Source organism: Pseudomonas sp. R151218B TE3479, from assembly GCF_053629195.1.
Window position 1 is genome coordinate 5,782,888 of record NZ_JBRJHV010000001.1, and the last position, 21,973, is coordinate 5,804,860.

At 56.8% G+C, this 21,973-nt stretch carries 24 protein-coding genes; 10 read left to right on the forward strand and 14 right to left on the reverse strand.

Annotated features, from left to right (window positions below; translation table 11 throughout):
• Positions 1 to 142 precede the first annotated feature (142 nt).
• Together AB7M32_RS25035 and AB7M32_RS25040 are read right to left on the reverse strand one after the other, a co-directional pair.
• Positions 143 to 661 (reverse strand): ankyrin repeat domain-containing protein, encoded by a 519-nt coding sequence (locus AB7M32_RS25035; RefSeq protein WP_060741139.1) that lies wholly within the window; start codon positions 659 to 661, stop codon positions 143 to 145.
• Between the two features lie 94 nt (positions 662 to 755).
• Positions 756 to 2,582 (reverse strand): long-chain-acyl-CoA synthetase, encoded by a 1,827-nt coding sequence (locus tag AB7M32_RS25040; protein ID WP_454251706.1) that lies wholly within the window; start codon positions 2,580 to 2,582, stop codon positions 756 to 758.
• Positions 2,583 to 2,938: 356 nt separating this feature from the next.
• On the opposite strand from AB7M32_RS25040, the gene AB7M32_RS25045 reads away from it, so the two are divergent.
• Positions 2,939 to 3,217, forward strand: a complete 279-nt coding sequence (locus AB7M32_RS25045; protein ID WP_003204481.1) for a DUF3509 domain-containing protein — start codon at positions 2,939 to 2,941, stop codon at positions 3,215 to 3,217.
• 181 nt (positions 3,218 to 3,398) lie between these two features.
• Here the strand turns inward: AB7M32_RS25045 and AB7M32_RS25050 are convergent, their stop codons facing one another.
• From AB7M32_RS25050 to aroC, 3 genes are read right to left on the reverse strand one after another with little or no spacing between them, the layout of a single operon-like run.
• Positions 3,399 to 3,944: a 1,2-dihydroxy-3-keto-5-methylthiopentene dioxygenase gene (locus AB7M32_RS25050; protein WP_454251707.1), complete on the reverse strand. Its 546-nt coding sequence runs from the start codon at positions 3,942 to 3,944 to the stop codon at positions 3,399 to 3,401.
• A gap of 34 nt (positions 3,945 to 3,978) precedes the next feature.
• The gene (locus AB7M32_RS25055; protein WP_454251708.1) at positions 3,979 to 5,124 is read right to left on the reverse strand and encodes an MFS transporter; all 1,146 of its coding nucleotides are present in this window, start codon (positions 5,122 to 5,124) and stop codon (positions 3,979 to 3,981) included.
• A gap of 34 nt (positions 5,125 to 5,158) precedes the next feature.
• On the reverse strand, positions 5,159 to 6,250 hold the full coding sequence (aroC, locus tag AB7M32_RS25060) for a chorismate synthase (RefSeq protein WP_454251709.1): 1,092 nt from the start codon (positions 6,248 to 6,250) through the stop codon (positions 5,159 to 5,161).
• Between the two features lie 143 nt (positions 6,251 to 6,393).
• On the opposite strand from aroC, the gene AB7M32_RS25065 reads away from it, so the two are divergent.
• Together AB7M32_RS25065 and AB7M32_RS25070 are read left to right on the forward strand one after the other, a co-directional pair.
• Positions 6,394 to 7,359: an alpha/beta hydrolase gene (locus AB7M32_RS25065; RefSeq protein ID WP_454252197.1), complete on the forward strand. Its 966-nt coding sequence runs from the start codon at positions 6,394 to 6,396 to the stop codon at positions 7,357 to 7,359.
• 106 nt (positions 7,360 to 7,465) lie between these two features.
• On the forward strand, positions 7,466 to 8,254 hold the full coding sequence (locus AB7M32_RS25070) for a hypothetical protein (protein WP_454251710.1): 789 nt from the start codon (positions 7,466 to 7,468) through the stop codon (positions 8,252 to 8,254).
• A 174-nt stretch (positions 8,255 to 8,428) separates the two neighbouring features.
• Here AB7M32_RS25070 and prmB read toward each other — a convergent pair whose 3' ends face one another.
• A complete protein-coding gene (prmB, locus tag AB7M32_RS25075) occupies positions 8,429 to 9,337 on the reverse strand; it encodes a 50S ribosomal protein L3 N(5)-glutamine methyltransferase (RefSeq protein ID WP_454251711.1) in 909 nt (302 codons plus the stop codon).
• Positions 9,338 to 9,591: 254 nt separating this feature from the next.
• Here prmB and AB7M32_RS25080 point away from each other — a divergent pair, with 254 nt between their 5' ends.
• The 3 genes from AB7M32_RS25080 (at position 9,592) to AB7M32_RS25090 (ending at position 11,264) form a co-directional block, all read left to right on the forward strand.
• The gene (locus AB7M32_RS25080) at positions 9,592 to 10,182 is read left to right on the forward strand and encodes a cysteine hydrolase family protein (protein ID WP_024618514.1); all 591 of its coding nucleotides are present in this window, start codon (positions 9,592 to 9,594) and stop codon (positions 10,180 to 10,182) included.
• A gap of 130 nt (positions 10,183 to 10,312) precedes the next feature.
• On the forward strand, positions 10,313 to 10,633 hold the full coding sequence (locus AB7M32_RS25085; RefSeq protein WP_060741130.1) for a hypothetical protein: 321 nt from the start codon (positions 10,313 to 10,315) through the stop codon (positions 10,631 to 10,633).
• Between the two features lie 73 nt (positions 10,634 to 10,706).
• The gene (locus AB7M32_RS25090) at positions 10,707 to 11,264 is read left to right on the forward strand and encodes a Smr/MutS family protein (RefSeq protein WP_003204497.1); all 558 of its coding nucleotides are present in this window, start codon (positions 10,707 to 10,709) and stop codon (positions 11,262 to 11,264) included.
• A gap of 463 nt (positions 11,265 to 11,727) precedes the next feature.
• Here the strand turns inward: AB7M32_RS25090 and AB7M32_RS25095 are convergent, their stop codons facing one another.
• The 6 genes from AB7M32_RS25095 to AB7M32_RS25120 form a co-directional block, all read right to left on the reverse strand.
• The gene (locus AB7M32_RS25095; protein WP_454251712.1) at positions 11,728 to 12,726 is read right to left on the reverse strand and encodes a hypothetical protein; all 999 of its coding nucleotides are present in this window, start codon (positions 12,724 to 12,726) and stop codon (positions 11,728 to 11,730) included.
• Between the two features lie 372 nt (positions 12,727 to 13,098).
• Positions 13,099 to 13,632 (reverse strand): hypothetical protein, encoded by a 534-nt coding sequence (locus AB7M32_RS25100; RefSeq protein WP_106269845.1) that lies wholly within the window; start codon positions 13,630 to 13,632, stop codon positions 13,099 to 13,101.
• Positions 13,633 to 13,676: 44 nt separating this feature from the next.
• Positions 13,677 to 14,972, reverse strand: coding sequence for a hypothetical protein (locus tag AB7M32_RS25105; RefSeq protein WP_454251713.1), 1,296 nt, complete (start codon positions 14,970 to 14,972; stop codon positions 13,677 to 13,679).
• A gap of 1 nt (position 14,973) precedes the next feature.
• Complete coding sequence (locus AB7M32_RS25110; RefSeq protein WP_454251714.1) at positions 14,974 to 16,095, reverse strand: nucleoid-associated protein; 1,122 nt, start codon at positions 16,093 to 16,095, stop codon at positions 14,974 to 14,976.
• Between the two features lie 235 nt (positions 16,096 to 16,330).
• A complete protein-coding gene (gene umuC, locus AB7M32_RS25115) occupies positions 16,331 to 17,608 on the reverse strand; it encodes a translesion error-prone DNA polymerase V subunit UmuC (protein ID WP_454251715.1) in 1,278 nt (425 codons plus the stop codon).
• Positions 17,601 to 18,026 (reverse strand): LexA family protein, encoded by a 426-nt coding sequence (locus tag AB7M32_RS25120; protein WP_454251716.1) that lies wholly within the window; start codon positions 18,024 to 18,026, stop codon positions 17,601 to 17,603. Before AB7M32_RS25120 ends, umuC begins: the two co-directional genes overlap by 8 nt.
• 293 nt (positions 18,027 to 18,319) lie before the next feature.
• Between AB7M32_RS25120 and AB7M32_RS25125 the strand changes: the two genes are divergently transcribed.
• The 4 genes from AB7M32_RS25125 (at position 18,320) to AB7M32_RS25140 (ending at position 20,269) form a co-directional block, all read left to right on the forward strand.
• Complete coding sequence (locus AB7M32_RS25125; RefSeq protein WP_310365596.1) at positions 18,320 to 18,496, forward strand: DUF3606 domain-containing protein; 177 nt, start codon at positions 18,320 to 18,322, stop codon at positions 18,494 to 18,496.
• A gap of 137 nt (positions 18,497 to 18,633) precedes the next feature.
• Complete coding sequence (locus tag AB7M32_RS25130; RefSeq protein WP_454251717.1) at positions 18,634 to 18,843, forward strand: hypothetical protein; 210 nt, start codon at positions 18,634 to 18,636, stop codon at positions 18,841 to 18,843.
• Positions 18,844 to 19,056: 213 nt separating this feature from the next.
• Positions 19,057 to 19,845, forward strand: a complete 789-nt coding sequence (locus tag AB7M32_RS25135) for a hypothetical protein (RefSeq protein WP_454251718.1) — start codon at positions 19,057 to 19,059, stop codon at positions 19,843 to 19,845.
• Entirely contained in the window at positions 19,829 to 20,269 is a 441-nt protein-coding gene (locus tag AB7M32_RS25140) for a hypothetical protein (RefSeq protein WP_454251719.1), read from the forward strand. The genes AB7M32_RS25135 and AB7M32_RS25140 overlap by 17 nt, the downstream gene beginning before the upstream one ends.
• Positions 20,270 to 20,872: 603 nt before the next feature.
• On the opposite strand, the gene AB7M32_RS25145 is transcribed toward AB7M32_RS25140, so the two are convergent.
• Positions 20,873 to 21,415 (reverse strand): lysis system i-spanin subunit Rz, encoded by a 543-nt coding sequence (locus AB7M32_RS25145; protein WP_454251720.1) that lies wholly within the window; start codon positions 21,413 to 21,415, stop codon positions 20,873 to 20,875.
• Positions 21,397 to 21,960 (reverse strand): glycoside hydrolase family 19 protein, encoded by a 564-nt coding sequence (locus AB7M32_RS25150; protein ID WP_454251721.1) that lies wholly within the window; start codon positions 21,958 to 21,960, stop codon positions 21,397 to 21,399. Before AB7M32_RS25150 ends, AB7M32_RS25145 begins: the two co-directional genes overlap by 19 nt.
• Positions 21,961 to 21,973: the final 13 nt, after the last annotated feature.

The following is a 21,973-nucleotide window of genomic DNA, read 5'->3' on the forward strand; positions in this document are numbered from 1 at the left end:
TCCCCGCTGGGCTGCGAAGCAGCCCTAAAGACAGCTTGCCACAGCGAGTTGTCAGGTTTTAGGGCCGCTTCGCGCCCCAGCGGGGATAAATCCCCTCGCCACAAGAGCAATGTCACTCCAGGATCACGGCCCCGGAGGAAGATCAGCCCAACATCTTTTCCAACTGCGCCGTGGTGTCCACCGCGCCCATGGTCCTGGCGGCATCGAGGGCCGAGACGCCGTTGGCGTCCTTGGCTTTCGGGTCGGCGCCTTTGCCGATCAGGTAGTCGACGATTTCCACCCGGTTGAACATCGCCGCCATCATCAAGGCGGTACGGCCATCGAAGGAGGCGCCTTCCACTTGCGCGCCGCCGTCCACCAACGCCGAGACCACTGCCAGGTCGCCCTTGAACGCCGCACCGGCAATCGGGCTCTGGCCGTTGTCGTTGCGAATTTCCGGATCGGCCTTGTGCTCCAGCAGCACTTTCACCGTTTCCACATGCCCGTGGTAAGCGGCCAGCATCAACAGGGTATCGCCCTTGTGATTACGCAGGTTGGGCGGCAGGCCCTTGCTCAGGAGCGCGGCCATCATGGCCGCGTCGCCCTGGCGTGCGACGTTGAACACCTGCTCGGCAAACTCGGCAGCCTCTTCCGGGGTCATCTGGCGGCTTGTATCGGACATGGGAAACTCCACTCGGTTCTTCGCAAAGCGGCTAGTTTCCCGAGGGACCCGGGCGCTGTCATCCCTTTTTTCACTGTGCCCGCCATAGCCAGAATCAATAACGCAGTTGTCCGTCCTGGATCCGCACCGCGAGTTGCCGGTCCACCCGCACGTACGTATCGGTCCCCGGCAGCCAGGCATAGACCGGCTCATCCCCAGTGATGCACGGGTCGAACCCTTCAGCCTTGAGGCGCGTCTTGCGGTACTTGAAGGTGCCGGTGGTGTCCATCTTCACCTTGATGCGCAGGAACAGCGGCACGGCGTAAGCGGGCAACTTGCATTGCAAGAATTGCAGCAGCTCGCTGAAGTCCAGGGTCGCCAGGGATTCGGACGGGGTAATCGCCGCCATGCCGGCACGGCCATTGGTGCCATTGATCTCCACGCCATAAGCCACCGCCTCGGCCACCTGCGGGTGTTGCAGCAAGACGTTCTCGACCTCCGTGGTGGAGACGTTTTCGCCTTTCCAGCGATAGGTGTCGCCGAGACGATCGACGAACTGCCCATGCCCGAAGCCGATGTTGCGCAGCAGGTCTCCGGTGTTGAAGTAACGGTCCCCCGGCATGAAGACATCCCGGCAGATGGCTTTTTCGGTCAAGGCATGCTCGGTGTAACCGTCCAGTGGCGCCTTCTCGTCGATCCGCGCCAGCAGCAGGCCCGGTTGGCCCTTGGGGACTTTTTGCATGCGACCTTGCAGGTTGCGCAACGGCAGACCACTGGCATGGTCGTACTGCACCAATTCCCACCCCATCAGGGAGAACCCGACGGTGTTGTCGAAATTCAGGATATTGGTGAAACCGATATTGCCATCGCTGGCCGCATACAGCTCGCAGATATGATCGATGCCGAAACGCGTCTTGAAGGCCGCCCAGGCCCCGGGCCGCAGGCCGTTGCCGATCATTTTCTTCACACCGTGGTGGCGGTCATCGGCAGCGACGGGTTGGTCGATCAGGTAGCGGCACAACTCACCGACATAACCCAGTGTGGTCGCCCGATAACGGCGTACGTCGCTCCAGAACTGGCTGGCGCTGAACTTGCGTCGAATCGCAAACCCCGATGCGCCACAGATCGCCGCCCCCCAACACACGCACAGACCAGTGGCGTGGTACAGCGGCAAGGTGCAATAGACGACATCGTCGGGCTGCATGTCCAGGGCGATCAGGCCGAAGCTGGTGGAGGTGCGCATCCAGCGACCGTGGCGAAACACCCCGGCCTTGGGCAGTCCGGTGGTGCCCGAGGTGTAGAGGTAAAAACACGGATCGTTGCAGAAAACCTCCCGGCTGCACGCCGGGTTATCGCCCGGGTAACCCTCGCAACCGGCCATCAGGTCGACGAAACCGGACGGGACCTCGACGCCGTCCTGATCCGCCAGCCACCAGGTGCTGTTGAACGGCAGTGCGGTACGCGCTCGCACATCGTTGAAAGCCGCGACCCGCTCATCCCCGACCACCACCGCGACCGGGTTGACCAGGGCCAGGCTGTGCACCAGCGCATCGCCGGTTTGCGAGGTGTTGAGCATGGCACTGACCGCGCCAACCTTGGCCATCGCCAGCACGCTGATCAACAACTGCGGCCGGTTCTCGACGAATACCGCCACACAGTCGCCCTTGCCGATGCCTTGGGCCAACAAGTAATGGGCGATGCGGTTGGCCTGCGCGTTGACCTGTGCATAACTCAACACCGTATCGCCACACAGCAGTGCCGGCCCCTCGGGATTGCGTCGGGTGGCCTGTTCGAAACACCAGCCCAGGCCACAAGGTTGGGTCGGGTCCTGGACATTGGCCAGCTTCCTGCCTTTGAAGATTCGGGGAACGGCTCTGGCGATGGCCGGCAGCTTGCGCAACATCATGCCCCAGGTGATGGCGTCGCTGGGTGTACGACTCATGGTGATCTTCCCCGTTCGACCTCGTGGGTCTCGGTTCTTGTTATCGGGCTGGCGGTGATTTTGGCTCGAAAGTACGCCGGCGGTCGCGGCGCTGTACATGCGGTTTTTGCAATGTTTTGTATCTGCTGCCCGAGGCAGGCGAAGCGTGAGCGCCGGAAAACGATTTGGTTCCAAAAATCGTTGCCCGACCACGCAAAATGCAGGATGCACGATGGCCGTTCATGCAAGATGCACGAAATCGAAAATAGAACAAAAATATAACGCCTTGTTTTTAAAGCACTTTTTACAATGCCAAAGGCTGGCACAGACAGTGCAACTACCCCTCCACGGTTTGCCACACCATGGAGCAGTCAACTATGAACATGATTCAAGAAAAGTTTGCATCCCTGTTTTCCAACTACGAAGTGACCACCCAGCCCCGCCCGGATGGCGGCATTCTGCTGACCTTGCGTAATAGCGACGGCAAGCTGTTCAAACGCACGATTTCGTATGCTCAATTGCACGCGGGCGATCAGTTGTCCTGGGCGATCAGCGCGATCCGTCGCGACTTGGCTGAACAAGCCAGCGAGTTGCCCCAGATCACCCTGCTGCAGAGTCAGCATCGGTTTGCGCTGCCCACATACCATAGCGCTTGAGTCTGCTGGGAACTCGCGTTGCTGTTCACTTGGAAAACGGCGCTTCTTTCAGAAATGGGAAGCGCCGTTTTTTTGCGCCTTGGAAAAGCCCGCCGTGTTCCGGGCGATTGGCGGCATCTTCATTCGGCGGTAACAGCCGCTGGCGGTTGCGCTCTTACAGCGGCTCACTTTTGAACGCAGATCAGTCTTCCAAGCGAGGAAACCGGCGAGCAATATCATCACCCGTGAACTCAGCGACCACCCCCTGGGAATCGCCAGACAAACGGATCGAAACAAAATGCGGCCGCTCCCCCCCATCAAACCAATGGGGCGTACCGGCAGGCACCGTTATCAAGTCGCTCCTTTCACACAGCACCGCATAGACATAATCGCCAATGTGCAGGTTAAACAACCCTCGACCGCTGACGAAAAATCGTACCTCGTCCTGGCTATGGCGATATTCATCAAGCCACTCAGCCTGCGGCTCGACCTGTTCCGTGTGATCGCTCCTAACGCTGACCACATCGACCGCAACGTAACCCCGCTCAGTCATCAACGTATCGATCTGAGCCTGGTAAGCCGCAATGATGTCCTCCTCACCGGCCCCAGGCTGAATTTTCGCCGCCGCTTCCCAGCGATCAAAGCGAACACCTTGTTCAGCCAGGGTCGCGGCAATGTCCTCAAAATGAGTCAACACCTTGTTCGGAAGGTCAGGACTCGAAACGTGATAAACGGACAGGCTGCTCATGACAATGGCTCCAGCAAATTAATGGTTCGAAGGCTCATGGCCGGTCCTCTTGCATGCGTGTCGCAATGATAACGGCTGCCGCGAAGGCGGCGAGGCTGGCGAGGCTGAACGTCCAACTGGCGCCCAGGGCGTTCCAGCTGTAGCCGGAGTACAACGCGCCCAAGGCCCCGCCCGTACCGGCCAGCGCGGCATACAGCGCCTGCCCCTGGCCTTGCTGGCGAGGACCGAAGCTGCGTTGTACAAAATGGATGGCCGCGGCGTGAAAGCTGCCGAAGGTCGCCGCATGCAGCACTTGGGCGAACAACAACACCCAGAGAAACTCGGCCAGCGAGCCCAGCAACAGCCAGCGCAACGCCGCCAACAGGAAACTCGCCAGCAGTACCCGGCGCACGGAAAACCGCGCCAGGATCCGACTCATCAGCAGGAAGACCAAAACTTCCGCCACCACACCGACCGCCCAGAGCAACCCGATCAAGCCGCGGCTGTAGCCCAGGCGTTCGAGGTGCAGCGTCAGGAAGGTGTAATACGGCCCGTGGCTCACCTGCATCAGGCCCACACAGGTGTAGAACGCCAGCACGCCAGGGTTGCGCAGTTGCCGCAGGAAGCCCTCCCCCACGACTCGCGGCCCCTGCAATGGCTGGGCGTTGGGCACCCAGAAGCTGGCAAGGACGATGCCGGCCATGATCAACACCAGCGCCACCGGGTAGATGTCCAGGCTCAGCCATTCGAACAAGCGGCCGAGTAGGACCACGGTGATGATGAAACCGATGGACCCCCATAGGCGGACCTGACTGTAGCGCGAGGCCTGCCCGCTCAAGTGGGCCAGGGTGATGACTTCGAACTGCGGCAACACCGCGTGCCAGAAAAACGCATGCAAGGCCATGACCATCGCCAGCCAGGCATAGCTCTTATCGATGAAGATCAGCGAGAAAGTCAGCAGCGTGCAGATCGCGCCAAACCGCACGATCGCCAGGCGTCGGCCGGTGTAATCCCCCAGCCAGCCCCAGATGTTCGGCGCCACGCAGCGCATCAACATCGGGATCGCCACCAGCTCACCGATGCGCGCCGCGTTGAAGCCCAGGTGATCGAAATACAGCGCCAGGAACGGCGCCGTCGAACCGAGCAGAGCGAAATAGAACAGATAGAAACTGGAGAGCCGCCAGTACGGCAGTGCCGCCATGGTCGTCAGGCCACGGCGGCTGGCAGGCCGGCCATCAAAGTTGCCCCAGCACCGGCGTGCTGACGCGGACGTCGGCGTTCTGGCCGCGATGACGCAGCAGGTGATCCATTAGCACGATGGCCATCATCGCCTCAGCGATGGGCGTGGCACGAATGCCGACGCACGGGTCGTGACGGCCCTTGGTGATCACATCGACAGGGTTGCCATGGATGTCGATGGAGCGTCCCGGCGTGGTGATGCTGGACGTCGGTTTCAAGGCCAAGTGCGCCACGATCGGCTGGCCCGAGGAAATGCCACCGAGGATACCGCCGGCATTGTTGCTGAGGAAACCGTCCGGAGTCAGTTCGTCACGGTGCTCGGTACCACGCTGGGCGACACAGGCGAAACCGGCGCCGATCTCCACGCCTTTCACCGCGTTGATGCTCATCAGCGCGTGGGCCAGCTCGGCGTCGAGGCGGTCGAAGATCGGCTCGCCCAGGCCCGGCATCACGCCTTCGGCCACCACGGTGATCTTCGCACCGACCGAATCCTGATCCCGGCGCAGTTGGTCCATATAGGTTTCGAGTTCCGGCACCTTGTCCGGATCGGGGCAGAAGAAAGCGTTCTGCTCTACCGAATCCCAGGTCTTGAACGGGATTTCGATGGGCCCCAACTGGCTCATGTAGCCACGGATGACGATGCCCTGGCTGGCCAGGTACTTCTTGGCGATCGCCCCGGCCGCCACGCGCATGGCGGTTTCCCGGGCCGAGCTGCGGCCGCCGCCACGGTAGTCGCGCTCGCCGTATTTGTGGTGGTAGGTGTAGTCGGCGTGGGCCGGGCGGAACAGGTCCTTGATGGCCGAGTAGTCCTTGGACTTCTGGTCGGTGTTGCGGATCAGCAGGCCGATGGCGCAGCCAGTGGTGCGCCCTTCGAACACGCCGGAAAGGATTTCGACTTCATCGGCTTCCTGGCGCTGGGTGGTGTGGCGGCTGGTGCCGGGCTTGCGGCGGTCCAGGTCACGCTGCAGGTCGTCCAGGGAAATCTCCAGGCCTGGCGGACAGCCGTCGACAATGGCGACCAACGCCGGGCCATGGCTTTCGCCCGCGGTGGTGACAGTGAACAGCTTGCCGTAGGTATTGCCGGACATGCAGGGTGCTCCGTGAAAAACGCTGAGAGACTCAACCTTGGATTCGTAGTGGGCGCCAGTATACGCAGGCTCCCCGCGTAGTTCATCCTCGAACCTTATCGGTGGCCACCAGTCCAACCGGCACCTTCGCAACCAATGGCGTGATGATGTTAAAGCTGCTTGCCCTAAGCCTTACCTTGTTTACCGGCGTGTTTTCCTGCCTGGCCCAGGCCACGGTGCTGCAACGCCCCATCAGCCTCGACACCGGCAGCGGTGAGCTTTTCGGCTCGTTGTTGCTGCCCAAGTCCGACACGCCGGTGCCGGTTGTCCTGATCATTTCCGGGTCCGGTCCTACGGATCGCGACGGCAACAACCCCGAGGGAGGGCGCAACGACAGCCTCAAGCGCCTGGCCTGGGTGCTGGCCAGGCACAACATCGCCAGCGTGCGCTATGACAAACGTGGTGTGGCCGCCAGCCTCGCGGCGACCCCGGACGAACGCAACCTGAGCGTCGAGGCCTATGTGGCCGATGCCGTGGCCTGGAGCCACAAGCTCGCCGCCGATCCACGCCTGGGCCCGTTGATTCTGCTGGGCCACAGTGAAGGCGCGTTGATCGCCAGCCTCGCCGCGCCCCAGGCCAACGCGGCAGCGGTGATTTCGCTGTCCGGCAGTGCCCGGCCGATCGACCAGGTATTGCGCCAACAACTGAGCAACCGCCTGCCGCCGCCGTTGATGCTGCGCAGCAATGAGCTGCTCGACAGTCTCAAGGCCGGTCGGCTTGACAGCAACGTGCCGGCGCAACTGCAGGTCATCTTCCGCCCCAGCGTACAGCCCTACCTGATCTCGCTGTTCCGCCAGGACCCGGCCCGGGCCTTCGCCGCGTTGCAGATGCCAGCCTTGATCATTCAGGGCAGCAACGACATCCAGGTCAGCGCCGATGATGCCCGGCAGTTGAAAGCCGCCAAGCCCGACGCTGAACTGGCGCTGATCGAAGGCATGAACCACGTGATGCGCATCGTACCCAACGACGTGAAACGGCAACTGGCCTCCTACAAGGACCCCAACCTGCCCTTGGCGGCCGAACTGGGCACGCGGATTCTGCGTTTTATTGACTCGTTAGCCGCGCGTTAGGCGGTTTTAGTCGATTTAGCTTCAGTACTGGCAAAAACAGCCGATAACCCGGTGTCGGATAGCGCAATGGCTACCGACCCGCCGGCCTGGACAGGATTTTGCCGTTATGACTGAAACTCAAGCTTCCCCCGACACCGCTGTCGAAGCCCCCGCCTCGTCTGCGGTGGAGCTGCCGTGGGCCGATGTGCATACCGAGCATCACAAAATGCTCCGCCTGGCGCCGCTCAAGACCGACCGCGCCACCGGGGTGCGGCCGCTGCGGTTTGTCGAGTTCAGCTATGTCGAGCGCCACAGCAAGGAACGCAGCCTGCTGCGCATGAGCATCCAGCTGCCGAACCAGCGGGTGCGCAAGGAACAGAATCACCTGGATGTCTGGGCCGATCACGTCGAAAAACGCCTGTTCTTTTCGCCGGAAAACCTGCAAATCGAGCCGTTGAATCGTGGCATCGGCCGTTTCCTCGCGGCCCAAGGCATTACCTGGGCCAAGAAACGCTGGTCGGCCTATCAGGTCGAGGGCTCCGACCTGGATAACAAGGACGCCCTGAACGAAGACACTCGCCTGCGCCGCGACCGCTTTCTCAAGGCCCAGGGTTTCGAGGTGGCCTACGCCGACGCCCAGCACCTCAAGGGCAGCATCAAGCCGGCCCAGGTTGGCAATTTGGTCGGGGACTGGAACACCGAGAAGCTGCAGTTCGTGACCATTCTTGAAGCCGCGCAGATGCTGCAACAAGCCGAGCAGAACCTGGCGGAACAGGAAGTCAAACTCAAGCAGCAGGAAGAAAAGGTCACCAAGTTCAAGCGCGAAGACGCCGGCCTGCGCTTCACCATCACCTGCCTGGTGGCCTTTGCCATGTTCCAGGCGGGATTGCTGATCTGGATTGCGACGCGGCATTGATTGTCAGCGGCTCGGCTCACTTCACAACCCTGTGGCGAGGGGATTTATCCCCGCTGGGGTGCGAAGCGCCCCCCAAACCTGCCCACGCGGTGTATCAGGAACGTTGCGGGGGCTGCTGCGCAGCCCAACGGGGATAAATCCCCTCGCCACAAAAGCGGCTCACCGTCGACCTGATCAAACCCGCGAAGCGAACAACCCCTGGTGCTGCCGGCACTGCTCGGCGCTGAGCATGAACACGCCATGACCGCCGCGCTCGAAGTCGAGCCAGGCGAAATCGACTTCCGGATACAGCGCCTCGACGTGCACCTGGCTGTTACCAACCTCGACAATCAACAATCCCTTCTCGGTCAGATGATCGGCCGCCTCGGCCAGCATCCGGCGAACCAGGTTCAAGCCATCATCGCCACAGGCCAGGCCCAGCTCCGGTTCGTGCTGGTATTCCGGCGGCATGTCGGCGAAGTCTTCTGCATCGACGTAGGGTGGGTTCGACACGATCAGGTCGAAACGCTGCCCCGGCAAACCGTCGAAACCATCGCCCTGGACGGTGAACACGCGCTCATCGACGCCATGGCGCTCGATGTTCTGGTTGGCCACTTCCAGTGCTTCGAACGACAGGTCGGCCAACACCACCTCGGCCTCCGGGAATGCATCGGCACAGGCAATGCCGATGCAGCCGGAACCGGTGCACAGATCGAGAATCCGTGCCGGCGCCTGGCCCAGCCAAGGCTCAAAACGCTTTTCGATCAGCTCACCGATGGGCGAGCGCGGAATGAGCACGCGTTCATCGACGATGAACGACATTCCGCAGAACCAGGCCTCACCCAATAGGTAAGCCGCCGGGATGCGCTCGGCAATACGCCGACGCAGCAGACGCTGCACATGGACCAACTCTTCGTCTTCAAGACGGCAGTCCAGGTAGCTATCGGCAATTTCCCACGGCAGGTGCAACGCGCCCAACACCAGTTGCCGGGCTTCGTCCCACGCATTGTCGGTGCCATGGCCGAAAAACAGATCCTCCCCATGGAAACGGCTGACGGCCCAACGGATATGGTCGCGCAGGGTACGGAGACGGGAAGTGATCACGGCGGCAAACTCCAGAAAAATCGACGGGCGAGTCTACCAGCCAAACGCGGCCCCACCCAAACGCGCCATGATGACGAACGAAAAGGGCCGGACCAATCGTAGGATTTATCCGTTTTTTGCACCATCTATTGAACAGGACGAGCATCTTGACAAGGCTGTAGGCCAGCAACGGCGGCCCTTGCGATGGAAGCGATTCACAGAACCGCTCAGCCAGAGGACAATGTCGCAAAAGCCCCACTCGAAGGAGCCCCAGAATGTCCGTTCCAAAAACGATGTTTCAACTCAGCGGCCGTGGTTATGCAGCGGCCAACCTGAGTCAAGCGACCTTGATCATCATCGATGCCCAGAAGGAATACCTCGCAGGGCCCCTGGCCCTGAGCGGCATGGATGCAGCCGTCGCGAACATCAAGCAACTGCTCGGCGCGGCCCGTGCAGCCGGTCGCCCGATCGTGCATGTGCGCCACCTGGGCACCCATGGCGGGCTGTTCGATCCACAAGGCGAACGCGGAGAATTCATTCCCGGCCTCGAACCCCAGGGCGACGAAACCGTGGTCGAAAAGTTGCTACCCAGCGCCTTCCACGGCACCGAATTGAAAAAGCGCCTGGAAGATTTCGGCCCCCTGGACCTGATCGTGTGTGGGTTCATGAGCCATTCCAGTGTCAGCACCACCGTGCGCGCCGCCAAGAACCTGGGCTTTCGCTGCACCCTGGTGGAAGACGCCTGCGCCACCCGCGACCTGCCTTACAAGGGCGGCGTCCTCAGCGCCGAACACGTGCAGCAGACCGAAATGGCGATCATGGCCGACAACTTCGCCACCCTGGCCTTGACCCGCGACTTCACCTGATGCGTCTTGATGAGCGGCCCGTCCTGCCGCTCATCCGCAAAAGCCTCTCATTTGCCGCAATTGCCCTACCTTCAGGAACAACCCGAATATCTTCCGGTCGAAGGGCCGATACCCATTGAGGAAGGTCGGAATGAAGTTATCCGATGGTTTTGACGCCCGTCGCTTGCGGCCCAAGGGCCCGAGCAACTGGCGTTTTCGTTTTGGCGCGGCGATCGCTGCGCTCCTGGCAACACTCGGTGTACTGCTGGCCATGGCCGGTGCGGCCAGCCTGCTGGGCCGTCCACCCGCACTGGGCGAGTTGAATGCCACCCCGCTGGGTTCGGCGATCATCCTGGCAGCCGGTCTTGTCGTATTGCTATTGGGCGTCTGGCTCTGGCGCCGCTGCCGCCGTCGCGCCCGCCAATCCCTGGAGCTGGCCATGGCTCCACACCTGATGAAAAAGCACGACTGATCCGCCACCCGACGTTTTGTCGCGCCTGATCCCGCCAGAGTTGGGTAAACTGGTCGGCTTCGCGGAGGCTGACATGCAAGACGACGACTTTTCCCTGTTCAAAAGTGCGATCCAGGGCGTAAAACCGATCAAACACGACCGTGCCGAGACCGGCAAGCCCAAGGCCGATCGCGCGCAAATCGCCAAACTGCGCCAAGCCGCCACCGTGCGCACCGACGCCACGACCGTGGACGGACTGTCCGATCAGTTCGTGATCGACGTCGGGCCGGAAGACGAGTTGATGTGGGCCCGCGATGGTGTCCAGGAAAGCCAGATGCGCAAGCTGAAGGTCGGCCAGATCCCCTTCGAAGGCAGTCTCGACCTGCACGGCATGAGCGTCGAAAAGGCCCGGGAAACCCTTTGGGCGTTCCTGGCCGAAGCCACCAAATTCGAAATCCGCTGCGTGCGCGTCACCCATGGCAAAGCCGTGCGCCTGGACGGCAAGCGACCGATGATCAAGAGCCACGTCAACACCTGGTTGCGCCAGCACCCGCAAGTGCTGGGGTTCACCTCCTGCCAGGCGAAACACGGCGGCGCCGGGGCGGTCTACGTGATGCTCAAGCGCACCATGATGGAAGGCCGCGACGAATAGCCCTCGCTTGCCGAGCTTGCAGCGCCGTGTCCGCCACCGTACCCTTGCCCTTTGCGAAAAATCCCACAGGTAGCTTCATGTCTCTGGAACAGAATTACACCGCTATGTGGGGTGGGTTCTGCTTGGTGGGAAGAGGTAATGAAATCGGGGGGGTTGAGCGTAGGGTTACCTGAATATTCTCGCTCAAACGCAATGACTGGTACAGAAATTGGTACGAGATCCGCCCCATTCCAAAAGCCCCATGTCGGCTGCAACAAGCGGGGCTTTTTGTTAGCGGAGCGTAATCCCTCTGCGCGCATTCAGCGTGAGTTTCCGGCCGGTGCAGCCCTTCGCGTCAGCCAGCAATCGGCCAATAGCATCCTCTGGAGAAAATGGCCGGTGCCTCACCACCAGGTTTGGCAACCGCCCTGGAGAATTGAGGTCAGAGCATGTTTTCAATAATGGTGGTCTGCCCCCTATTTCCTCATTGGATAGTAGTAATTCCGAAGACCTGACGGTCGGCACAAAAAATATGAGAATGGGCTTGATACGCGGCAAGCACGTTAAATCTCTCAAGTAGCTTCATATCATTATGATGATGCTGTGCCGAGAATTTCATATTGAATGAGTCTACTTGCCCCTTCATCCGCGATGGGATCTCTACAAGGGTCTGCTTTGACAAGTCCACGACATTGAATGAAGCAAATGCACTTCGGTTCAAATTAAAAAGAAACATATTGTGATTGGGATCCTCAGTTCCTTGAAGATAACCTGTGTCAGGTATAGCGACTCGGCATCCCGCAACGTCGTCAAAAGTTGCCACTATTACATGGCCCATTTGACCCTTTGACTCAACAATCTGCTCGACGGTAGATTCCAAAATACTTTTTGTGCCGCCAGGTGGAATCATTAACGCCAGAAAAAGAATCTCCAGCCACTGGAAGTACTGATCACTCGTCACCCCAAACTCCGCGCAGACAGCAGCCAAGTGAGGCTTGACTCCCGTGCGAATTTCACAGAAGTTAGCTAGCAAGATAGGGTCAGTTGGATACAATCCTGCCGCCCCCTTAAACATATCAATTGTTCGAGCAATAGAATATGGGTTTCTTATCCATCCCATGAACTTTGCTTTGAACACTTTTTCGGCGGCACCCTTCAAAACATTGCCTCCAGAATTGGCCTTTGACTCGGAAATGAGAATGTTAGCGGCGGGAGCCAGATCAGCTTCAAATTTATGAAAGAAATCTTCTAGATTTTTTCTTAGAGACGAGCTTTTCACATCAAAACTAAAAAGATCATCAAAAGAGAGATTCTTCTTGATTTTGACACCATCAAAATTGGTCAGGCGAACAATGCTATTTTCTCGATCTGCAATTTCAAATCTGTAGATTCGCTGCTTATCCTTTGGTCTGCTCTCGTCTATGCAATTACTTCGTTGCTCGGACTGAGAGATAAAATGTTGATTCCTAGTTAAATTCTCCATACCTTCTCCTTATGCCGATGATCTGCCGGACGCGCAACCAATAGCCCTTAACCCACTATAACGCCATTTTTTGTCGAAAAAATCCAAAAAAAGGGAAAGCATTTATTTGTAGACTGAACGTCCGCTTTGGCCGTTTGCTGCGCTCCACCAAGGGCTGCTATGAGACGAAAGCAACCCTACCTGCTACCAATGATGGATTGGATGGATTTATCGCCGAACCCTCTGTCCCGCCTGCTTAGCTCCGCTGTCTTCATCGTTCCCGTAGCAAATATCTAGCAACCGCTACTGCAAGGCTGGGCGAGAATTACACCCACCACCTAGCGAGCAGCTAGAGATGAGTGAGTGGTTCCGCCGCCAATGCCAATGGGCCCTCTACGCAGGCGAAATCACTCCGGCGAGGCTGAGGCAGAAATACCCGAGCAAAAGGCAAGCTGCGATCATGCCGCTCACCACAGTCGGAACTAAGAACACGAGCCAGACCTTTTGCGAGCGTGCGCTGAAGTCTTGAAAAGCTTTCTCGAATTCGGAAATAACGCTGGCGTGTGGCCGTTTCGCCAGAATGGCCTGGGTCGCTCGCATATGTTTGGCGCTCCAAAACATTTTTACGATTTCCCAAGTGATGAACAGGGTGAGGGAGAGCGTGATGGAAAGGCCGCAAGCGTTGAAAAGCCAGGCGGGTATTTTTCCAGACAAGGTCGACCAAAAGGCGAAGTAGCCAGCGTAGCCCGCCACCATGATCAGATTAGTATACGCATTGGCGTTGTTCATCAGTTTCTCATTGAGTTGGATGAACGCGCTGATCTGCTTCTCAACGATATGCTCTTGCTTCATCTCCTCAACCTCTTTGACTAGGCCATCCACCACTCGGTGTATATCACGGCACCACCGCTCCCACTCGTTGTTCATTCTGAGCTCCCGATCTTCGGCCTTCGCTAAAAATGCCCCTGCATCTACAATGCAAACTTCCCAGATAATTCTCCTACAGCTGACTCTATAATACGCCAGGAAGTAATAAGCTCATCATTATAAATAAATGCATGCAAAGTCACCGCCGCAACGGATGGAATCCAAACAAGGCACCTCAGCGCTAAAAGAGATCGACCCAACGCTGTCTCATTGTTTTTTAGGCCCCGAATGGCTGAGCGCAAATATTTCTGAAGGTCTTCAGGATATATTTCTATCTTTTTCTCATGCGCAGAAAACAGCAGCATTCTAGAGTGGGATATCCGATTAAACTGCATTTTTTGCGCTGAAATTGTTTCAGCCATAATAAACGAAGTAAGCGTAACCCCTAAAACAAGCACAGCACTCTCAAAGCTACTACCTGCCTTAACAATGGCGATCAAAGCTAACAGCGATATAGGAATACTCAAAACCTTCCCACTAACATCACTTATAAGTTTCGACAATTGATCGGCGATACTCAACTCAGCCGAACCAACTTCCTGCTTTGCCTTATGAAACGAAAAACCGCTTAAATACGTATCCAAGTTATTATTGTACAGCTTTAAAAATACACTCCAATTTAATACCAACATTCTGAACCGCTCTCTGGGATCAACTTGCCCCTTAGCAAATTCAATGAGCGAAGCGCGAAAGATAGACCGCTCCTTTACAATATGCGGATTCTTATCAAAGTTCTGCTCCAGGAGAGCCTCAAGCAAATGGCATGATACATTATACCCCAGAAGCTCTTTGTCAATTCCAGGCTGTAAGATTATTGTTCTAGCACCTTTAGCCCCATCATCCTCAACAAAAACCAATCTGTATTCTTCACCTTTCAATTTCTCGTCATGATAATGAGCCAGGTCAGCTAGACATATGATTAACTTGCAAAGCGACTTAAGATTTTCCAGCCCAATATCAGCCAGCTCATCATCCTCAGAGCAAAGATCCTCGTCAATTAGATATAATTCCTTTGGTAATTCGCCACGCACAATGGCTTTACATTCTGTCAGCATCCCATCAAAATTTTTATAGACATCAGCTTCGCCAGCGCTACTTATCTTGTAAGTGAACTCTAACACCGACCAATCATCTATAAATCCAAGTCGTGCAATATCAATCTCTCGATGATCTACTAGAACCTCATCAAAACGACCTGCCTGAGACTCATTAAGCTCGAACAGAGCTGAGCGAACCTCCGCACTATACTTCTCTGCTCGAAAACAGAATGTACTTTTGGTTTGCAGTTTCGGCCTACCCAATGTTCGGTAGGCCTTTGCAAACTTTACGGAGGAGGCCATATTAATCCTTTACTCCTTCATCTTTTTTTTCAGCTATTGCGGTACGTATAACCGCGATAGCATCATCCGTTAAATTGTTTAGAATCAGTTTGCGATCTGCTTCCACAAAAAGAATTTCCGAGTTAACATCCTCTCCCAAAGCGTCGCGATCAAACTTCAACTGCCAATTATCTGCCTTAAAAGAAACATGAGTGTATTTTTGCAGAGTGCCTTTGCTGAGCGGGAATTCAACCGGAACCCCAACGGCTTCGCTATTGAGATGAGTAACAAATTCGCTCGCCAAATCATCGGCTTGCCCTTCATATGTAGCAGGGAAAAATTGTCTTGCGATTGCTTCTACCTCGCTCAACTTAACAGATTCACCTGAATCTCTCTTTTTTTCCAAGTAATGCAGGACTTCGTCTTTCATCGCCAATCTATGCGGATATAAGTCTGGTCTTTCTCTGAAGAACTGCGTGCTTTCTAAAATTAAATTTTTAGTCGCTTGAGCGGAAGCACTTCCAACCATGCATCCCAGCGAACTAACAAAGTATCCGGCGGCTGACCGCCCCGAGGTTTGACTAAGAAAACTAAGGTAATTCAATTCAAGGCGTTCGTCTTCATTTGCTGCCTGATACTTAGCATAGCGCTCGAAATTTATTCTTGCAGCCTGATAAAGACTATTCAAATCAAGTTCAATCAACTCCTCCGGCTCTAGCCTTTCATTTAACCTCAGGCCATCACGCTTTTTGAGCATGGCTATAAGAAAGAAACGACCATAAATATTCTCGTAATCTACAAACAGAATATAACCACCAGAGGCTGCTGGTAATGGTTTCGCGGTGGCGTGCAGCTCTCCCATTGCAGACTGAGTTAACTCTATGAATGACTTCTCTTCCAAATTAGGACGCAGGAAGTATGCATGGAAATCCTTCGGAAAATCACTCACGGTTTTCTTCGCAAAAGTACCGTAGTGAGCATTGTTATTTTTCTTTCCGTAGATATTTACCGCCCCCTCAACCAACTTAGAAACCGCCGAGACAGTTAAGTCAAAGGCGACATCTCTGATGTTAGAATTTTGAATATCCTTATATTGCTCCTTTACCAACTCATGTACGATGGCAAAATTTACTTTCGTTTCCATACGTGCTCCTTGCTAACAGGAAAGCCACGCCAATTGGTTCCACGTGACATCAAAGAGACATCATCATACGAGCGATAATAATTTCTGCATAGCCGAGGGACTTCAGACGACGTTCACGGCTCTGCACATCCGGATTCAGCCTAGCTGAGGATACTAGACACCTACGTCCGCTTGGCGTTTTACTGTATGCATAAACAGCCTATATCGCAAGCTGCCGCGAAGCTTGCTTCTGTATTCATTCGCAATGCACCTTCCATAACTGCTCAATTTTTGTCGTGTAGCTTTGGCTCATCAAATCTCGGCGCATCCCCCAGTCCGGATTAACAGGCACACTGGCGGCACGGAGCGTCCCTCTGCCCCATCGTCCGTTGATCCGGTCCAACACAGCCATTAGTTTCATGGCGTCGGTAGGCTGAGAGGTGGCAAACAGGTCGTCGGTGTATTCCCCTTGCTGACAGAGGTTCATCAACAGCACCTCAGCCTTGCTGTATTTGAAGCCCGGTCGGTAAATCCGTTCGAGCGCGCCTACCGCTGCCTTGGTTAGCAACCGCACATCATCGGTGGGGTACGGCAGGTCAATCAACACGCCGCTGGCATACTTCGCCTCCTCCGGGTTGAACATGCCGGTGCGGATGCTGATGCGGACCTTTTTGCACAGCGACCTCTGCGCCCTCAGCTTTTCCGAGGCACGCATCATGTAGGTAGCCACCGCTTCCTTGATCGGTGCCAGTTCCGTGAGCCGCTTACCGAACATACGACTACAGCAGATCTCCTGCTTCGGCGGGTCTGGCTCGTCCAGCTCCAAGCATGGCGTGCCGTCTAACTCGCGGGCGGTCTTTTCGATCACCACGCTGAACTTCTTGCGCAGCGTCCAAGGATCGGCCTTAGCCAGATCCATGGCGGTCTTGATATCCATTGAGTCCAGATGAAGTTTCATCTTGCGACCGACGCCCCAGACTTCGGATACGTCGGTGTTGCGGAGCACCCAGTCACGCTTGAACGGATCGCAGATATCGACCACTCCACCCGTTTGCACCTGCAGTCGCTTGGCCGTGTGGTTCGCCAGCTTTGCCAAGGTTTTGGTGTGAGCGATCCCCACCCCAACCGGAATACCGGTGCAGCGCAGCACGTGGCTGCGGATCCTGCGGCCAAGGGCATCCCGGCCGTCGATGCCGGTGAGATCCGCGAAGGCTTCGTCGATGCTGTAGACCTCGACGGCCGGCACCATCGATTCAATGAGCGTCATTACGCGCTCGCTCATGTCGCCATAGAGCGCGTAATTCGATGAGAACGGGACAATGCCATGTTCCTCCAGCTTGTGCTTGATCTGGAAATACGGCTCGCCCATCTTCACGTAGGGCTTGGCGTCATAGCTGCGTGCGATCACGCACCCGTCGTTGTTGCTCAGCACCACGATGGGCACGCGGGCCAAGTCTGGGCGGAACACTCTTTCGCAACTGGCGTAGAAGCTATTGCAATCGATTAGAGCGAAAACAGGTGGGGCTTTAGACATGGCTGCGCACGCTGCAGGTGATGACGCCCCAGATGACTAGTTCATCGCCCTCGAGCACGTACCTCGATGGGTACTTAGGGTTCTCTGACAGGAGAATCACCTCCTTCCCACGGATGCACAGGCGTTTGCACACGGGTTCGTTGTTCAGCAGCGCCACGACGATGTGACCATGCGCAGGCTCCATCGCACGATCCACGACGGCCAGATCCCCTTCAAAGATCCCAGCGCCCTGCATGCTCTCCCCAGCAATGGACACCAGGTAGACATGCGGGGCGCGAATGTTCAGAACCTCATCCAATGAGATGTGCGCTTCGATGTGGTCCGCCGCCGGAGACGGAAAGCCGGCGGGCACTCGAAACGAACACAAGGGCAGCTTCAAGCCACCCTCAGCAATAGGGCCTAGAATTGAAAAGCTCATCACGCGCCACTTCCAAAAACTGTACAAACATACAGTAACCTTGTACAAGTTTTGCGGTCAATTTGCATAGGAATCTTCAGACCAGCGGCTGACTAGGCCCATATGCCAAGAGCCTCGGCTCATGCTGCTTACCTAAAGCGATCTCCACATCCCGTGGCACGCTCTCGCTCAACGCCAACGGCCTCGATTACAGAGGCCGGACCGGATAAAGGCACGTCGGACGAGCATCCTGTAATCAGTGGTCTATTCTTTACTGGCCTGGACTGCCCCAGGCCGAAAAGAAGGAAATTAGGATGGCTGATGATCTGCACAACCGTGGCCCGCAAGACAGAGCTCGAGTGAACACATCTGAGGCTTGGGAGTTGAAATACTGGGCAAAAGAATTTGGGGTCACCGAGGATCAGCTCAAAGCTGCCGTAAAAGCAGTCGGTCCGATGGTGACGGACGTTCGAAAGAAGCTCGGAAAGTAAGAAGCAGCAGCCCTGCGACGATTGTGGGGCCTGCTTACCCCCTTGGATTCTTTTACAATGCTCCCCCCTCCCGGCGTCCTGCCGAGCAAAAATCCCTCCCCAACTGCTACGCTGATTTCTACGACGTAGGAGTGCCCATGCAAAATCTCGATCTGCTGCCATCTCTGCTTTCCAAGATCAACGAAAACCAGCTCGCCTTGGAAGCTGCCATCATGGAGTTGACCAACTGGATAGAGCTAAACGGATCAACTGTAGTCGCTACAAACGTCAGGGGCGCCCTGGCTACGCTCGATCAGAACGAGGAGTTTATCAAGATGGCCCTGGCTGTTCTGATGGCTCCGGACTGACGTCTTGTTCAACTGAACCGGCTGTCCTAGGGATCCAATATGCACCTCTGATGTCATCAAGAACCCTCCGTGGTTCGCCTCCGAATCGTAGCTACTCCATCTGTTCGCTACCCCTCTCGTCGGCCACGCTACGGCTCGTCGGCTTCCTCTAGCCGACATTCTTCAGGCTCAATTACTGTACATCCAAACAGTAATCTGTAAGCGATCCAGAATATGAACTTTGATCAGGCCAAAGCGTTGAGGCTACAGCTTTGGCGAACAACCCTCGACGATCACGAATTCCGAATGGAGAGTCCTGAAGCCCACAGATCCAGCCTGCTTGAGGCCAGCGCCCGGCTCACCGAGGAAGGGTTGATTGATCGTATGGAGCAGCTAGAAATGGATGAAATGGCAAACGCCGCTTACTGGCACGCTGTGGAGGAGCTGCAGTCGAATCCAATCATGTATCGCGGCGCATTTGGATATGACGTGGTACCCCGGGACGGCGGCCCAAGGATCGCGACGATATTTCATTCAATCCTTCGACTGGAAGAAAGCTGTGTCGACAAGTTGCGTCCCTACGATGGGAAAGTGTACCGGGATAAATCGGGGCTGATCCTCAACTACAGCTTCGGAACAACTACCGGACGCATAGAAGGCCTCAGGTTGACGATGGATGACGGTCGACAGTTCGACCTGGTTGAGACGAAGCGAATGGTCTCGGGCAAGGTATACGAAGCGATTGATGACCCAGATGCCTATCGATGGATGGTCGATGTTGTCCAGATCGCGACCGAGAATCGTGATGTTGAAATCCTGCAGAGGCTCAGGCCTTTGCTGGAGCTGGCAAGGTTTGTCCAATGCTCGAAGTGCCTGGATCAGTTCGGCGTGCGCGAGGACTGCGAGCCTTGTAACGGCTTGGGCTTCGTCGAAAAGCCTCGATGCTCAAGCAAACTTCCTGTGAATGGCCAGGGTCCACTGAGAAATGCAGAATCAGGGGATCGTAATGTGCGGCGGAGTTGAGGCGGCGGACAAAAACAGAGCGTATGAGCGGGTGAAGGTGTACTTCCCGAACCCCAAGGCTGCGTTTCCCGTGGTGCTTGAAGACGGGACCGACCTCGGGTGGGTTCGATGGGGGCGGCGCCGTGAGGAGAAAGGCACCGGCCCATCAGGAGGGTGGGCAAAGCTGGAGACGGTGGAGCGAGGTGGATGGGAGAAGTATCACCCGCACCGCGCCCTGGGGCTCGTGCAGCGCTACATGGAGAAGGATGGGGAGCGGGTGTCGCACTGGTTCGACATGAACGAAGGCTTCGGGCTGGAATGCCTGGTGCTAGGCGAGGACGAGAACCGACGGGTCTACGTCGTCACTACCTCCCCGCCCGCTGAGTACGCCTGGATTCACGACCGGTGGCCGATGATAGGACGGCTTCCCCGGGAAGTGGATTAACAATCCCATAGGGAGACGATAATGCTCATCGCCGGACCTTACTCAGCGTCGGCGGAGCACTCCCTAGGGAAGGTGCAGGGGACAGCCTTCGGACCCGATGAGTTTTCAAGCCCCGACGCGCCATGTTGATGTCTTCTACGATAAATCGGGCTAGCTTATTTAAGCCGGCTTCGCCTCGGAATTCGCTTCTAATCAAACCGACAACTGCGAAGCTTTCTCCGTCCGGCCCCCCGACTAAGAGCGAAGCGGTTCCGTCTGCGCTTGTGGTGCACTCAATGGTGCAACCAGGCAGCAGATCGCGCAGGGCTTTCTCTATGTCGACCTTCGTCAACCTATCCATGTCGCCGCCCCGCCGATATTAGGCGTCAAGAATATTCCAGCTTTTACTTGTGTAAATAGTGGCTCAATGCCCCTAAAACAAAGCTATCTCGCTAACCGTGTAAGCTTAGAAATAAAAGTGTCGGGACGTCTCATATTTGATACATCGCTGCGTTTGTTTTCGCTTCAACGCTGCAAACTAAGAGAGATGCAGCTAAATCGAATAGTTGTTCGTAAATACAGGTCGACCGGCCTGACGGTGGCGTCCACTCCGGTCGTTCCCTTTCACTTCGATGTAGAAACTCCTCTAGCGTAGGCCTGACAGGCTGCCAGGGCTATCAGCCCCCGGTCACCGACATTGGTGATGCCGATAATTCGTTGAGCATGCGCTGGGTCAAGTCGGGCGCGTATGGCTCCATGAACCACGCGGCCGGCGCCGGTGGTGGCTGGCACTGCACAGCCGTTGGCGGTATCGGTGGCGTCGAGTAGGACTGACAGCCGGACATCAGCAGTAGCGAGGCGATCACGCAGGCGATCTTGATCACGTTGGGCATCAGTTAGGGCTCGATAGTGGGTTTGGTCATTGACGGCCAGCCGCTGTTCCAGGGCCAAGCGCTTGTCCTGCTCGGTACGCTGCAGCGCGGCCGAGGCCAGGGTGATTTGGTTGAGGGTTTCGGTGTGGAGCCGAGCTTGCCTTTCTAGCTGCTGACCGTATCGCCAGCACTGGACCGTCCAGGTGATGGCCGCCGAAACGGCGACCAAAGCGCACAGTAGGAGCCCGGCGACCAGCACGCGGTATTGCAGCGGGATCAGGTCGACGAGACGCATAGCAGCGCCCTCGCCCGCTCCCATAGCTGCAGACGATCTGCCAAGCCGTTGAGCCCGCCGTTGATTTTTCGGGTGATCATTTCGAATTCATCACGATCAGCCAACACGTTCAGCTCCCTGACCCACCAGAACCATGCAGCCGACTCGGCCGCCCATTGGGGCAATTCGAGTAGTTCAGGCGTGCGCAACAGGCGCTCGTCACCGAACAGCGCCAAGCTGCAGCGCAGGTAGTTGTTGCGCCCCGTCACCTGGATCAAGCCGCGACCGCGATAGCGCTGGCCATCTCCGTCGGGCTCGGGGGTGTTGCCGAGCTTCGAAGCCAGCGAACCGGTGTCGTATTTGCTGAGGTACTGATCGCCGCCCAGCTCCCGCACGTACTGCAGTTGGCCGGACTCATGCCCAACCTGGGCCAGGAATGCCGCCTGCCGCTTGGGCGTATCGATCTGTCGGTGGGCCATGGCGGCGTTCAGCGCCGATACAAAAACGCCCGCTTGGCGGCGGGCGTTGGGCATGATCCGTTGTAGTTGCTGCTCGGTGATAGACATGGGGGGCTCCAAA